General features: G+C 47.1%; 12 protein-coding genes. 9 read left to right on the forward strand and 3 right to left on the reverse strand.

The window, feature by feature from the left end; translation table 11 throughout:
- The first annotated feature begins 53 nt into the window (after positions 1-53).
- Positions 54-893 carry a sugar phosphate isomerase/epimerase family protein gene (locus DWX61_RS01335; RefSeq protein ID WP_118512571.1) on the forward strand — a complete coding sequence of 280 codons (840 nt, stop codon included), beginning with the start codon at positions 54-56 and terminating at the stop codon, positions 891-893.
- Positions 894-910: 17 nt separating this feature from the next.
- A complete protein-coding gene (gene nagB / locus DWX61_RS01340) occupies positions 911-1651 on the forward strand; it encodes a glucosamine-6-phosphate deaminase (protein WP_118512570.1) in 741 nt (246 codons plus the stop codon).
- An 87-nt stretch (positions 1652-1738) separates the two neighbouring features.
- Here the strand turns inward: nagB and DWX61_RS01345 are convergent, their stop codons facing one another.
- Both DWX61_RS01345 and asnA read right to left on the reverse strand, forming a co-directional pair.
- A complete protein-coding gene (locus DWX61_RS01345; protein WP_118623398.1) occupies positions 1739-2173 on the reverse strand; it encodes a CBS domain-containing protein in 435 nt (144 codons plus the stop codon).
- Between the two features lie 49 nt (positions 2174-2222).
- The gene (gene asnA, locus DWX61_RS01350) at positions 2223-3233 is read right to left on the reverse strand and encodes an aspartate--ammonia ligase (protein WP_118623400.1); all 1011 of its coding nucleotides are present in this window, start codon (positions 3231-3233) and stop codon (positions 2223-2225) included.
- Positions 3234-3449: 216 nt separating this feature from the next.
- Between asnA and DWX61_RS01360 the strand changes: the two genes are divergently transcribed.
- Both DWX61_RS01360 and nrdD read left to right on the forward strand, forming a co-directional pair.
- A complete protein-coding gene (locus tag DWX61_RS01360) occupies positions 3450-4001 on the forward strand; it encodes a hypothetical protein (protein WP_118623404.1) in 552 nt (183 codons plus the stop codon).
- 201 nt (positions 4002-4202) lie between these two features.
- Complete coding sequence (gene nrdD / locus DWX61_RS01365; RefSeq protein ID WP_118623406.1) at positions 4203-6338, forward strand: anaerobic ribonucleoside-triphosphate reductase; 2136 nt, start codon at positions 4203-4205, stop codon at positions 6336-6338.
- Between the two features lie 159 nt (positions 6339-6497).
- On the opposite strand, the gene arcC is transcribed toward nrdD, so the two are convergent.
- Positions 6498-7430, reverse strand: a complete 933-nt coding sequence (gene arcC, locus DWX61_RS01370; protein ID WP_015526125.1) for a carbamate kinase — start codon at positions 7428-7430, stop codon at positions 6498-6500.
- Between the two features lie 695 nt (positions 7431-8125).
- On the opposite strand from arcC, the gene DWX61_RS01375 reads away from it, so the two are divergent.
- From DWX61_RS01375 to fmt, 5 genes are all read left to right on the forward strand, one after another.
- Positions 8126-10144: a CLIPPER-2 domain-containing protein gene (locus tag DWX61_RS01375; RefSeq protein ID WP_118623408.1), complete on the forward strand. Its 2019-nt coding sequence runs from the start codon at positions 8126-8128 to the stop codon at positions 10142-10144.
- A 187-nt stretch (positions 10145-10331) separates the two neighbouring features.
- Positions 10332-11798, forward strand: coding sequence for a UDP-N-acetylmuramoyl-L-alanyl-D-glutamate--2,6-diaminopimelate ligase (locus DWX61_RS01380; RefSeq protein WP_118623410.1), 1467 nt, complete (start codon positions 10332-10334; stop codon positions 11796-11798).
- A 4-nt stretch (positions 11799-11802) separates the two neighbouring features.
- Positions 11803-14022 (forward strand): replication restart helicase PriA, encoded by a 2220-nt coding sequence (gene priA, locus DWX61_RS01385; RefSeq protein WP_118623412.1) that lies wholly within the window; start codon positions 11803-11805, stop codon positions 14020-14022.
- Between the two features lie 12 nt (positions 14023-14034).
- Complete coding sequence (gene def / locus DWX61_RS01390; RefSeq protein WP_021651614.1) at positions 14035-14508, forward strand: peptide deformylase; 474 nt, start codon at positions 14035-14037, stop codon at positions 14506-14508.
- Positions 14509-14520: 12 nt separating this feature from the next.
- Positions 14521-15465: a methionyl-tRNA formyltransferase gene (gene fmt / locus DWX61_RS01395; protein WP_118623414.1), complete on the forward strand. Its 945-nt coding sequence runs from the start codon at positions 14521-14523 to the stop codon at positions 15463-15465.
- Positions 15466-15469 lie beyond the last annotated feature (4 nt).

The raw sequence follows: 15469 nt of genomic DNA on the forward strand, positions 1-15469 counted from the left end.
TTGGTGGTATAAGTAGTATAATATGAGATAATACTGGAAGGAGAACAGAACCTATGAAAGTTGGAGTTTTGATCGAATTTACAAGCAATACAGATATTGATGCAAAATTTGCTGAGTTGAAGGAAATGGGTGTGGACAGCTGCCAGCTGGTATGCTGGGATCGTCCAACACTTCACGATGATGCCATGGCAGAGGCTATCAATAAAGGACTGGAGAAATACGGAATCCATGTAACCGCATTCTGGTGCGGATGGGAAGGTCGCAGAGTCTGGGATTTTTATGAAGGACAGCTGACGCTTGGCCTGATTCCGTCTGATTACAGAGTTGAGAGACTGAAGATGCTTATGGAAGGTTCTGACTTTGCGAAAAAGATCCATGTGACAGACCTAGCAACACACGTTGGCTATATGCCGGAAAATCCATACGATCCGAAATACGAGGAAGTATTGGTTGCATGTAAGGCTATTGTGGAAAAATGCAAGGAAAACGGTCAGAACTTCCTGTTCGAAACAGGACAGGAAACTCCGGTAACATTAAAGCGTGCGATCCAGGATATTGAGAAAGCGGTCGGAAAAGGAAATGTGGGAATTAACCTTGATCCTGCAAACCTGATCATGTACGGAAAGGCAAATCCGGTAGATGCTCTGGAGGTTTTTGGTGAGTATGTTATGGGAATTCACGGAAAAGACGGAAAATATCCCACGGACGGACATCATCTGGGTGACGAAGTTCCTCTTGGTCAGGGAAAAGTAAATTATCCCGCATTTATTGCGAAGTTGAAAGAGATTGGTTATCAGGGAGATATTACCATTGAACGTGAGATTTCCGGTGAGGAACAGAAAAAAGATATCCGTATGGCCAAAGATCTTCTGGATAAATTAATCGCAGAATAAGAGCTGAGGAAAAAACTATGATTATTTATACAGGGAAAGATTATCAGGATGTAAGCAGAAAAGCAGCTAATATCATGTCTGCACAAATTATCATGAAACCGGATGCGGTTCTCGGGCTTGCCACGGGCTCCACACCGGTGGGCATGTATACACAGCTGGTAGAATGGTACAAAAAAGGTGATCTGGATTTTTCCAGGGTGACAAGTGTGAATTTGGATGAGTACAAGGGGCTTTCCGGCGATAATGACCAGAGCTATCGCTATTTTATGGATCATAATCTCTTTGACCATGTAAATATTGACAAAGCACGGACCTTTGTGCCTGACGGACTGGAAGAGGACAGCGATAAGGCATGTGCACAGTATAACGAAATCATCCGGCAAACCGGAGGCGTGGACATGCAACTGCTCGGTATCGGCGGGAACGGACACATCGGCTTCAATGAGCCGGGAGATGCCTTTGAAAAAGAAACGCATTGTGTGGATCTGACAGAAAGTACCATTAGAGCCAATTCAAGGTTTTTTGAAAGCATGGCTGAGGTCCCGAAACAGGCCTACACTATGGGAATCAGGAATATCATGGCTGCAAAAAAGATCCTTCTTGTGGCAACGGGAACATCCAAGGCAGAAGCTCTGTATAATTCCCTGTACGGACCGATCACACCGAAGGTTCCGGCATCTATCCTGCAGCTTCACCCGGATCTTACGGTTGTGGCAGATGAAGATGCACTGAGTATGATTCGCGAAAAAATTAAATAAAAATCCGGAATACAACTGCCGGATCAAAAAAGGATGGCTTCCGATTCCTGCCTGTGCAGGAACGGAGGGCCATCCTTTTTTTGCTGCTCAGTGGATTTCTTCACCGGCAGTTTTCTGTGCGGTTTTTATTTCGTTGTAACAGTATTTGATGATAGATTTTCTGGTTATGATCCCGATGAAGGAGCCCTGGTCATCTACCACCGGCACGAAGTTCTGATTAATGGCGCGATCCAGGAGGTCTTCCATATTAGAATTAGCATGGACTGGTTTATAGGTGGCACGGCGTGGGATCGCCATGATCGGGATTCCCTCTGTTTCCTTGATGTCGTGAATATCTGCACGGCGCATGCCCCAGAGGAGATCTCCCTCTGAGATAGTGCCGAGATATTTGCCGTCCATGGTGAGGATAGGAATGCAGGAGTACTTGCGGTGCTCCATTTTTTCGAGGGTCTGGCGAAGAGTTTCATCCTCAAAGATGTAGGCTACTTCGCTTTTGGGAATCAGAAAAAACAGAATGTTCACGTTATTACCTCATTTCCGCAAAAATTATAAATAAATCTGTAAGCTGTTTTTAGAGAAGCTGAAGTCCGTGTGTCTCTGCAACATCTGTGATCTCCTTCGGCCAGAGAGAGACATGTACTTCTCCTATGTGTGCTTTACGAAGGAAGAACATACAGATCCTGGACTGTCCGATACCACCGCCGATGGTGTACGGAAGCTCTTTGTTCAGGATAGCTTTCTGGAATGGAAGTTCTCTTCGGTCATCACAGCCTGCTTCGGTGAGCTGGCGGTCAAGTGCGTCCTCGTCAACACGGATTCCCATTGATGAAAGCTCAAGGGCAATGTCAAGTACCGGATAGTACACGAGGATATCACCGTTCAGTTCCCAGTCATCATAGTCCGGGGCACGTCCGTCGTGGCGTTCGCCGTTGTTGAGGGTTTTGCCGACCTTCATAAGGAAGACAGCGCCTTTTTCACGGGTGATCCGATATTCACGTTCCTTCGGTGTGCAGTCCGGATACATGTCAAGAAGCTCCTGAGTTGTGATAAAGAAGATATCCTTTGGAAGGATCTCCTCGATGTAGTCATATTGTACAGCCATGTATTTCTCGGTTTTACGAAGGACACTGTAAATGGTGCGTACGGTTTCCTTGAGAATTTCAATGGAACGCTCTTCTTTGGAGATGATCTTTTCCCAGTCCCACTGGTCTACGTAAACGGAGTGGATATTGTCCAGATCTTCATCCCGGCGGATTGCTATCATATCTGTGTAAAGACCCTCTCCGTGAGAAAATCCGTATTTTTTCAGTGCGTAGCGTTTCCATTTGGCAAGGGAGTGTACGATCTCGGCGTTGCTTCCTTCGATAGATTTGATATCAAAACTTACCGGGCGTTCTACACCATTAAGGTTGTCATTAAGGCCGGATTCCGGGGCTACAAATGTCGGGGCGGATACTCGGAGAAGGTTCAGCTTCTGTGAGAGTGTCTGCTGGAAGAAATCTTTTACTGTTTTGATCGCAATCTGTGTGTCATGGAGGTTCAGGTCTGCATGATAGGTTGCGGGAATCGTGATTGTATTCATTATCGGCTCCTCCTGATGATTTTTATGCTTATTGCTCTGTGGGGTATTATAGCAGAAAATGGGTGGAGTGGCAATATAATGAGAGGGGAAGTCTTTTGGGGTATCGTAGAAAAATACTGGGTATTAAATGCCTGGTGTGATATACTGAAAAAAGAATGCTTATGTTTACGATGGAAATATAAATATCCGTTTTAACGGATAGAATGGAGGGAGTTTATGGCAGGTGAAAGGTGTCAGGTTTGTGGGGGTAAGGTTGTAAATGGCAGGTGTTCATTATGTGGGATGCCTTACAGAAATGATGAGGCGTTATATCATCTGAATGAGCCCCGGGAGGTACATTATAAACATGCTTCCGCCAAAGTGAGGGATATGATGCGGCGGTATGGACAGGATGCTGATCAAACAACACAACATAACGGAAACGTAAACCGGAATACAAACGTAAACCGGAATACAAATGTGAACCGGAATACGAACGCGAACCGGAATACGAATGCAAGCCGCAATACAGATTTGAATCGGAATTCAGCCGGAAGCCGGAATACAGGTGCAGCAGCCGGACGTAAGACTGCTGCTGCAGATAATACCAGGAACAAAACAATGGTGGGCAGGAATCATACGGGAGTTTTAGATCAGGGGAAAAAACAGCAGAAAAAAGATCAGAAAAACAGCGGGGCAGGATGGATCATATGGATCATAGTGACACTGGCCATGCTGTTTCCTAAATTATGGGATTTCCTTGCAGACTGGATCGGAACGAATTTGTGAGAATATTTCAGCAGTGAGATCAGGCAGTGCTAAGTGTCTGTATTTTTGTGTATACAGAAATATCCCTTTTCTTTTCTTCTCAGCTGTGTTATACTCATGCCTAGCACAACATATAGATGAAAAACAATATATAGAGAATATAGGTACTATATATAGTATTTTAGCATAGCGGCTTATATATAGCACAGGGAGGGATGAGCAATGTTATATGTGATCAAAAAAGATGGGACAAGAGAGGAGTTTAATCCGCAGAAGATCGTGGCTGCCGTGAACAAATCCGCAGAGCGTATTCTTTATACTTTTTCAGACGAGGAGAAGGATTTTATCTGCCGTTTTGCCCAGGAGCATGCGGATTCCCTTGGAAAGAATGAGATCGAGATCCAGGAGATGCACAACATCGTGGAGGGGGCTCTGGAGCGTGTGAATCCGGCAGTTGCCAAGAGCTACCGTGATTATCGGAATTACAAGCTGGATTTTATCCATATGATGGATGATGTATATACCAAGAGTCAGGCAATCCGTTATATAGGTGATAAAAGTAATGCCAATACAGACAGTGCCCTTGTTGCCACGAAACGAAGCCTGATCTTTAATGAGCTGAACAAGGAACTCTATCGGAAGTTTTTTATGAACCGTAATGAGCTTCAGGCATGTAAGGACGGCTACATTTATATTCATGACCAGTCTGCACGTCTGGATACCATGAATTGCTGTCTGTTCGATGTGGCAGCTGTTTTAAGTGGCGGTTTTGAGATGGGCAATGTCTGGTATAACGAGCCGAAGACTCTGGATACAGCCTTTGATGTTATGGGGGATATCATTCTCAGTACAGCAGCACAGCAGTATGGTGGCTTTACAGTGCCGGAGGTTGATAAGATCCTGGCACCGTATGCAAAGAAAAGCTATGATAAATATATTTCCGAATTTATGAAATACTCGGATGAGAGCTGGAGTGGCCGCGAGGAGCGAGCTATTGAATATGCTCTTGATAAGGTCCGCAGGGATTATGATCAGGGATGGCAGGGAATTGAGTACAAGCTGAATACCGTCGGTTCTTCCAGAGGGGATTATCCGTTTGTTACGGTGACACTTGGTCTCGGAACCGAGCAGTTTGAGAAGATGTGCACGATTTCCCTTCTTGAGGTCCATCAGGGAGGACAGGGGAAGGCCGGACATAAGAAACCGGTACTTTTCCCGAAAATCGTATTCCTTTATGACAAGGAGATCCATGGTCCCGGAAAGTGTTGTGAGGATATTTTTGAGGCTGGTGTGGAGTGTTCCTCCAAGACTATGTATCCGGACTGGCTGTCTATGTCCGGTGCGGGATACATTTCCAGTATGTACAGGAAATACAAGAAGGTCATCAGCCCGATGGGATGCCGTGCTTTCTTAAGTCCGTGGTATGAGCGTGGCGGTATGGAGCCGGCGGATGAGAATGATACGCCTGTTTTTGTGGGACGTTTTAACATTGGTGCGGTAAGTCTTCATCTTCCGATGATCCTTGCCAAGGCCAGAGCAGAGAGCAGAGATTTCTATGAGGTTCTGGATTTCTATCTGGAAATGATCCGTAACCTGCATATCCGCACTTACGAATATCTGGGACAGATGCGTGCATCCACCAACCCGCTTGCATACTGTGAAGGCGGTTTCTACGGCGGACATCTGAAACCGAATGAAAAGATCGGTAAGATTCTGAAGCCTATGACAGCTTCCTTCGGTATCACAGCATTAAATGAGCTTCAGGAGCTTTATAATGGCAAATCTATTGCCGAGGATGGGGCGTTTGCTCTGGAAGTCCTGAAATATATCAATGACAAGGTAAATCAGTACAAGAAGGAAGACGGTTATCTTTATGCGATCTACGGAACACCGGCAGAGAGTCTCTGTGGCCTTCAGGTAGAGCAGTTCCGTAAGATGTATGGAATCATCGAGGGCGTTTCTGACAGACCGTATGTGAGCAACAGCTTTCATTGCCATGTAACAGAGGATGTGACTCCAATCGAGAAACAGGATCTGGAGGGACGTTTCTGGGAGCTCTGCAATGGCGGTAAGATACAGTATGTACGTTATCCGATCGGATACAACAAAGAAGCTATCCGTACGCTGATCCGCAGAGCCATGGATTTGGGATATTATGAGGGAGTGAACCTTTCTCTTGCATACTGTGACGATTGTGGACATGAGGAGCTGGAGATGGATATATGCCCTGTCTGCGGTTCCAGAAACCTGACCAAGATCGACCGTATGAACGGATATCTTTCCTACAGCCGTGTCCATGGAGATACCCGCCTGAATGAGGCGAAGATGGCTGAGATCGCTGAGCGAAAATCTATGTAAATGCTGACTGTCCGATCAACTGTGGAACAGTGATCGGACAGCCAGACGGTATAAAAAATATCCCGCAGAGCTGCCGGTAAGACCAGCAGCCGTCTGCGGGATATTTTCATGTAAAGTGAAGGTTCACATTTCACTTTGTATTCTGAGTCCGTAAAATGATTATTTAATGATAGTTCCGGTCTTCTCACGGTAGCCGTCTTTTGCATGGGCCATGTCTGTGATGATGGTACGGCGTCCGGTTCCCTTCTCCACAAAGGAAACACCTGCTTCGATTTTAGGAAGCATGGAGCCTGCCGCAAACTGTTTGCCGGCAATATATTTCTTGGCATCTTCTGTGGAAATAGTATCCAGATAAGATTCATGATCCGTATTATGGTCAAGGCTTACTTTCTCGACGCTTGTAAGGATCATCAGAGTGTCAGCGTTCAGTTCTTCTGCAAGAAGTCCTGCTGCCAGGTCTTTCTCGATGATGGCACTGGCACCATTCAGCTGAGTTCCCTGCTCAAGAACCGGGATTCCGCCGCCGCCTGCAGCAATGACGATCTGCTCTGCAGCAGAGAGGACCTTCACGGTTTCGATCTCTACAATCTTCTGTGGCTTCGGTGCTGCAAGGATACGTCGGTACTGGCCCTCGCCCACCTTTGTAACAAAGTTTCCTTTTTCTTCTTCAGCCTCGGCCTCTTCTGCGTTGAGAACACGTCCAATGATCTTCTCCGGCTCTGCGAATGCTTCATCGTATGGATCGATGACAACCTGTGTCAGAACTGTGCTGACCGGTTTGTAGATTCCTCTGGAGATAAGCTCGGCACGAATGGCGTTCTGAAGGTCATAGCCGATATAACCCTGACTCATGGCGGAACATACGGACATTGGTGCAAATGTATAATCAGGATGTGCCTTACCGAATTCATTCATTGCGGTGTGGATCATCCCTACCTGCGGACCGTTGCTGTGGGAGATCACCACGCGGGTTCCCTCCTCTACCAGATCTGCGATTACCTTCGCTGCGAGTTTTGTAGCTGTTTTTTGCTCTGGAAGTGTGGTGCCAAGTGCCCGGTGGCCTAATGCAACTACTACGGTTTTTTCGCTCATAGGAAATACCTCGTTTCTCTTTAAAATTGGAATGAAATCAGTTACTGTATCCAGTAACGAGTATTATATTTTATTATAAAAGACCTATGTGGGAAATGCAATAGAAAATCGAGTGTTTTCCAAGACCGGAAAAACTGTCATTGTTGTTCACTGGTAATATTCCGCGAGGTGTTTTTTGTGAGCGAAGGTCACAGAAAACCCGAGGCATACCGCATGAATTTACGCGATCAGCATAAATTCTGTGCATCTCGAAGTGTGTTACTGAGAACAGTGTGAACAGCAACAAACCGCCTGATTCGGTCAGACGGTTTGCTTCTTACTATTTTTTGAGGGGGGAGATAGAGAGTGGTTTTTCATCTATCCAACACCTATTATATAGAGAAAATATGTTTAAAATATGTCGTTAATCTAAAAGAAATGGAAAATTTATAAAGAAAGTTTAAACAAACTTTATAATTTTTATATCCGGTTGCACATGGTCTGGGAATGTGATACATTGAAAAAGTCTTGATCCTGCATTCTGCGGGATCTGTTCACGCATCGTTTCGATGCAGAAATCCATTTTATTTTATCGAAAAAACACTGATCATGCACCATTTGCCGGGGAGGGATGCCTTTGTCTGTGGAAAAGTAAGTTTCTGTAAAAAAAACATGTGTATAAGAAATGCCAGATCAGGCAGAAATGAGGAAGAGCCATGAAAAACAGAATATGGAAACAGATGAAGAAAGTCGGAATTGTGACAGTGCTGACAGGAGTCATGTTGGGAGGAACAATAGAACCGAAGCTGATCCTGGGAGCAGATTTTTTGTCGGGACAGGTACCGTTTATCGATCAGAGTGTGTTCTGGAAAGATAGAGAATCCGGACAGGCGGAGCTTGGAATCCGAATCCGCGGCTTGAATGAATGGCTGTCCGGGAGAAGGTTTTCGGAGGATAAGGAGAAAAATGAGAAGTGGGACGATGAACTTCAGGAGACTGAAGATCCATCGGTGGAGCAGGAAGAAGAAACAGAACAGGAGCTGCCGGAGGATGACTGGCAGAAAGAAGAAACAGAACAGGAGCTGCCGGAGGATGACTGGCAGAAGGAAGAAACAGAACAGGAGCTGCCAGAGGATGACTGGCAGAAGGAAGAAGAAACAGAACAGGAGCTGACGGAGGATGGCTGGCAGAAAGAAGAGACAGAACAGGAGCTGCCGGTGAATAAGGTTGTGGAAGGAATCGGAATAGAAATGGAGGAAGGATATGAGCACGTGGAGCAGCTGGCATCCGGGGAAACAGTACAGCCGGAGGATGAAGAGCAGGAGAAAACGGGTCCGCTCACACCGAAAGGAACGGCGTCCGGAGAAGAAAATGTAGGTGACGAAGAGGAATATGAGTCTGAGGAGATTCAAAAACTGACGCTGGTCACGTATATTTCGGAGTATTTTGTTCCGGAAACGGATTCTGTCCCGAAAAATATGGCTGCACAGCAGATTTCTGTAAGAAGCCAGAGTGGTGAAGCTACAGAGATCACAAAGCTGAAAATCATGCTGAACGTGGAACAGGACGGGCAGGATGAGATCTTTTTCCGGATCCCGCTGATCCTGCGTCAGGAATACCGTTTTCCGGCAGAGAAAAGCAGTTATCCTGTGACTCAGGAGGAACCGCTTCAGAAGGACTGTACCAGTGCGGGAACCTTTCTCCTGACAGAAGAAAACGGGGAAGAGCTGGTGATCGCAGAGGGGATCTCGCCTATGCTGGACGTGGAGGCTGCAGAGGCTGATATGGAATTGTCGGTAACTGCACAGAATGAAAAAATGAAAGCAGGGCAGACCATCCGTTATCAGGTGGAGATCGCTAATACCGGAAAACTGGATCTTGCAGATATCCGTCTGACCAGCAGCCTTTCCTGTCCTAAGATCCGGCAGATGTGGGAAGATGCAGAAGGACTTCTGACAGAAGGGGCAGTGGCGGAATTTGCGGAATTAAAAGCCGGAGAGAGCAGGAGCTTTTATGTACAGGCGCCGCTTCTGGATGAACAGGAAAAAGATCTGGAGCACCAGGTGGAAGCAGAGGCCAGGGTAAAGGGCAGAGCAGCGGAGGTGATCCGGAAGAACGCCACCACTATAAATAGTCTGGAGGCACTGAAGGCGGATCTTTCTGTAAAGAAAACTGCAGACAAAGAAACCGCTGCACCGGGTGAGACTGTGACCTATCAGATCTGTATCGTGAATACTGGTGAAAAAACGCTTCATTCGGTTGTGGGAACGGAGCGCTTTCAGGCGGCTGGGATCCATGCACAGTTTCTGGAGCAGGAAGGTGTAACGCTCAACAGCAGCCGTACAAAGGCAATGATCCAACAGATCCCGCCGGGAGAGGCAGTTTCTCTTCAGGCCGTGGTGAAGATCCCGGAAAGAACAGCGGATCAGAAGCTTTTTAACCAGGTGACGGTCACAAGCCAGGAAACTGGAGAGCGATCGATGGAGGCCTCCGCTTCTGTCATAGTAAAAGGAAAGGTAACCGTTACGCCGGAAGAAAGGCTTTTTCTGCAAAGTGATGATCAGGATCCGGCTTCCGGTCAGACACAGATGGCAAGAGCAGCGTCTACACATCCGAAGACAGAAGATGATACAAGGACGGATCTGTGGACTCTTCTGGCAGTGACAGCTTTGGTGACTGTGATGGGCGGTATCTGGCTCCGGAAAAAATATGCGGATATTTATGAGAAAAGCTGATGTTACTGAGAACGGAGTGAACGGTAACAAGCTGACATTTTACAAGGCGGCCGTGCCTCAAAGAAACGTTGAAAACAGGGGGGAGGTGTGCTATTCTATATGATATGTACAGAAAACAAAAATAGTATATTTCCCGCCTCCGGTGTGCTGCCCGTCAGAACGGAAAAAGGGAAAATGGAGGAGAAAAATGAATCTTTTATCCTTATTGGAACATCTTGAATACAAATGCCTTCAGGGAAATACAGAGCAGGAGGTTTCTTCTGTTGTATATGATTCCCGCAAAGTAGAGGAAGGGAGCCTTTTTATCTGCATCAGAGGTGCGGTCGTGGATGGACATAAATTTATACCTGATGTTGTGGCAAAGGGTGCGAAGACACTAATCGTGGAAGAAGCGGTGGAGGCACCGGAGGATGTGACAGTGATCCAGGTAGAGGATACCCGTTACGCCATGGCCTTTATTTCAGCAGCATGGTTCGGACATCCGGCAGAAAAGCTCAAAACCATCGGTATCACCGGAACCAAAGGAAAAACAACTACAACCTATATGGTGAAATCGATCCTTGAGAATGCCGGATATAAGGTTGGTCTGATCGGAACCATCGAGGCTGTTATCGGGGAGAAGCATATCCCGGCAGCCAACACGACACCGGAATCCTATATGGTACAGAAATATTTTCATGATATGGTAGAAGCAGGCTGCGATGCGGTCGTTATGGAGGTTTCCTCACAGGGACTGATGCTTCACAGAACCCAGGGATTTGTGTTTGATTTTGGAATTTTCACAAATATTGAACCAGATCATATCGGACCGAATGAGCACAAGGACTTTGATGATTATCTGCACTGCAAATCCATGCTTCTCAGACAGTGTAAGGTTGGTATCGTAAATCGTGACGATGAACACTTTGACCGCATTATCGAAGGCCACACCTGTAAACTTGAAACCTATGGATTTTCCGAAAAAGCAGATCTCCGTGCAGAGGACGCCAGACTCGTTGGAAGAAAGGGCTATTTGGGAATTTCCTATCATGTTAAGGGACTTATGGATTTTCCTGTGGAGATCGATATTCCAGGTAAGTTCAGCATTTACAATTCTCTGACTGCCATTGCCATCTGCCGTCATTTTAAGGTATCCGAGGAGAATATCATCAAAGCTCTGAAGGTGGCCAGGGTCAAAGGCCGTATTGAGATGATCAAGGTATCTGACGAATTCACATTGATGATCGATTACGCACATAATGCCATGGCGCTGGAGAGCCTTCTCGGAACACTGAAGGAATATGATCCGCACAGACTGGTATGCCTGTTTGGCTGTGGCGGAAACCGTTCCAAGCTGCGTCGTTATGAGATGGGTGAGGTTTCAGGAAAGATGGCAGATCTGACAATCATCACTTCGGATAATCCGCGAGATGAGGATCCACAGGCCATCATCGATGATATCAAGATCGGAATGGCAAAAACAGACGGAAAATATGTAGAGATCCCGGATCGTAAAGAGGCGATCGCCTATGCGATCCATCATGGTGAGCCGGGAGATATCATCGTCCTTGCCGGAAAGGGCCATGAGGATTACCAGGAGATCAAGGGAAAGAAATATCCCATGGATGAGCGCGTGCTGATCCGGGAGATCCTGGAAGAAGATCAGAAAGCGTAAATGGATGATCTATGCAGATGTGATCATTGATATTTCTCATGAAAAGCTGGACCGGGATTTTCAGTATCGTGTACCTGAGGAGCTGGTGCAGGCAATAAAACCCGGAGTTGTGGTCACAGTGCCCTTCGGAAAGGGAAATACCCTTCGGAAAGGCTATGTGACCGGGATCTCCGGAACGGCAAAATATGATGCGTCAAAGCTCAAGGAGATCCGGGGAGTGTCCACAGACAGTGAGACAACAGAATCCCGGCTGATCGCACTTGCGGCCTGGATGAAGGAGACCTATGGCTCCACCATGATCCAGGCACTGAAAACAGTTCTGCCTGTAAAAGACAAGGTCCGTGCAAAAGAGAAAAGACTGATCCTTTTTACAGGGAAAAAGGAAGAGGGGCAGGCACTTCTTGGCAAGCTGGAAGGCAGCCGCTTTAAAGCACGTGAGCGGTTCCTTCGGGCAATCCTGGAGGCCGGGAGCCTGGATTATACCTATGCCTCCAAAGAGCTTGGGGCAGGCATTTCCGTTCTTGATTTTTTTGAAAAAAAAGGTCTGATAACTATTGAAAGTCAGGAAATGTATCGCATTCCCGAGGGGCTCGGCCTGGTGAAGGAGAACATGGAACTGAGTCTGAACCAGGAACAGCTCTTGGCGGCAGAGCAGATTTTTCGGGAATGGCAGGAGCCGGACCCAAGGCCTGCACTTCTTTTCGGAGTGACCGGAAGCGGAAAGACCCAGGTTTATATGCGCCTGATCCAGAAGGTACTGGAGGAGGGAAAACAGGCAATCGTGCTGATCCCTGAGATCGCGCTTACTTATCAGACAGTCAGGCGCTTTTATGCCATGTTCGGAGATAAGGTTTCGGTTCTGAACTCCAGACTTTCCCAGGGAGAACGTTATGATCAGTTCAAAAGAGCAAAACGTGGTGAGATCCAGGTGATGGTAGGACCCAGATCCGCATTGTTCACACCGTTTTCAGATCTGGGACTGATCGTTATCGACGAAGAGCATGAACCCACCTACAAAAGTGAGAATACGCCAAGGTACCATGCACGTGAGACTGCCATTGAGAGGGCGCGGATGGAACATGCCCGTGTGGTCATGGGATCAGCCACTCCGTCATTGGAAGCCTACAGTCATGCCTGTGACGGAGAATATCTTCTGGTAAAGTTAAATGCACGTTATGAGGAAAGACCGCTTCCACAGGTATCGATCGTGGATCTTCGGGAAGAATTAAAGAAAGGGAACCGCTCGGTGCTGAGTCTGGAGCTGAAGAGGGATCTGGAGCAGGTCCTTGAAAGAAGAGAACAGGCCATGCTGTTTCTGAACCGGAGAGGATATGCGGGCTTTGTTTCCTGCAGAGCCTGCGGTCACGTTATGAAATGTCCCCACTGTGATGTATCTCTAAGTGAACACAATGGCAATCGTCTGATCTGTCATTACTGCGGCTATGAGACTGTGAAACCGGAAATCTGTCCGTCCTGTGGTTCACCGCACATTGGTGGATTTAAGGCAGGAACCCAGCAGATCGAGAAGGTCATTGAAAAAGAATTCCCGAAAGCCAGGGTACTTCGAATGGATTTTGATACCACAAGGACCAAGGACAGCTATGAGAAGATCCTGGCTTCTTTTGCAAAGCATGAGGCAGATATTCTGGTGGGGACCCAGATGATCGTCAAGGGACATGATTTTCCAAATGTGACCCTGGTAGGAGTGATCGCAGCAGATCTTTCGCTGAATATGGATGACTATCACTGCGGGGAGCGTACATTCCAGCTTCTGACTCAGGCAGTTGGACGTTCCGGCAGAGGGAACCGCCCGGGGCAGGCGGTGATCCAGACATATCAGCCGGAGCATTACAGTATCCAGGCTGCGGCTATTCAGGATTATGAGAAATTTTATAAAGAAGAAATGGGGTATCGGATGCTTCTGGACTATCCGCCGGCAGCCCATATGATGACTGTTTTTGGCGCCTGCCAGGATGAAGAACTTCTGAAAAATGCCATGTATTATATAGAAGTTTTTATCCGCAGGGTAAGTCCGAAGGAAGAGCTTCACATGATCGGACCTGCAGCTGCATCGGTAGGTAAGGTAAAGGATGTTTATCGTCAGGTGATCCATCTGAAGCACAGGGATATCTGTTTTCTCACAGCAGTCAGAGAGAAGCTGGAGAAATATATAGAGATAAATTCCGGATTCCGGAAAATATACATTCAATTTGATATGAATTAAAGGAGAAGAAAAATGGCACTTAGAACAATCCGTGTACAGGGGGATTCTGTACTGACAAAAAAATCCCGGACAGTAGACAAAATGACACCGAGGATCGGGGAACTGATCACAGATATGCTGGATACCATGTATGATGCAATGGGTGTTGGCCTCGCCGCACCACAGGTAGGAATCCTGAAACGTATCGTTGTCATTGATGTAGGCGAGGGCCCGATCGTGCTGATCAATCCGGAGATCCTTGAGACAAGCGGCGAGCAGACCGGTGACGAGGGATGCCTGAGCGTTCCTGGAATGGCAGGACAGGTAACACGTCCGAACTATGTGAAGGTAAAAGCACTTGATGTAAATATGAACGAACAGATCTACGAGGGAGAGGGCCTTCTGGCAAGAGCGTTCTGTCATGAGATCGATCATCTGGATGGAAAAATGTATACAGAACTTGTGGAGGGAGAACTTCACAAGGTAACTTATGATGAAGAAGACTAAAGGCGGGATACTATGAAGATTATTTATATGGGAACTCCTGACTTTGCGGTGGCGCCTCTTGCAGCACTGGCAGAGAACGGATATGAAGTGGAGGCTGTGATCACACAGCCGGACAAACCGAAGGGCAGAGGCAAAACTATGATGCCTACTCCTGTAAAAGAAGAAGCACTGAAACATGGGATCCCGGTACTGCAGCCGGTGAAGGTAAGAGATCCTGAATTTGTGGAAGAACTGAAAAATCTTGCACCGGACATCATCATTGTTGCGGCATTCGGACAGATCATTCCAAAGAGCATCCTGGATATGCCGAGATTCGGATGCATCAATATCCATGCGTCTCTGCTTCCTAAATATCGTGGAGCTGCACCGATCCAGCAGGCGGTGATCGATGGTGAAAAAGAATCCGGTGTTACCATTATGCAGATGGGAACCGGTCTGGATACCGGTGATATGATTTCCAGGATCGTGGTTCCGCTTGCCAAAGATGAGACAGGTGGAAGCCTGTTTGATAAGCTCGCACAGGCAGGTGCAGAGCTTCTGGTACAGACTTTACCGTCCATTTTTGACGGAACTGCAACCCGCGAGAAACAGCCGGAGGAGAGTCCGACACCATATGCTGCCATGATCTCCAAAAAAATGGGACTTCTGGACTTCAGCAAAAATGCGGAAGAACTGGAGCGTCTGGTAAGAGGCCTTGATCCATGGCCAAGCGCTTTTACCTTTATCAATGGAAAAACATTGAAGGTCTGGAAGAGCTCTGTTCTGGAAAAACAGGCACAGGAAGCACCTGGAACTGTGATAGCCGCTGACAAAGGAGGAATCCAGGTGGCATGCGGCCAGAAGGTACTCGTGCTCCATGAAGTGCAGCTGGAAGGCAAAAAACGCATGGAAGCGGATGCGTTCCTCCGGGGATATCAGTTGAAACCAGGAGACATGTTCAGAGATTCCAGGGAGTGATGAG

It is taken from the genome of Ruminococcus sp. AF20-12LB (genome assembly GCF_003478985.1).
GTDB lineage: Bacteria > Bacillota > Clostridia > Lachnospirales > Lachnospiraceae > Blautia_A.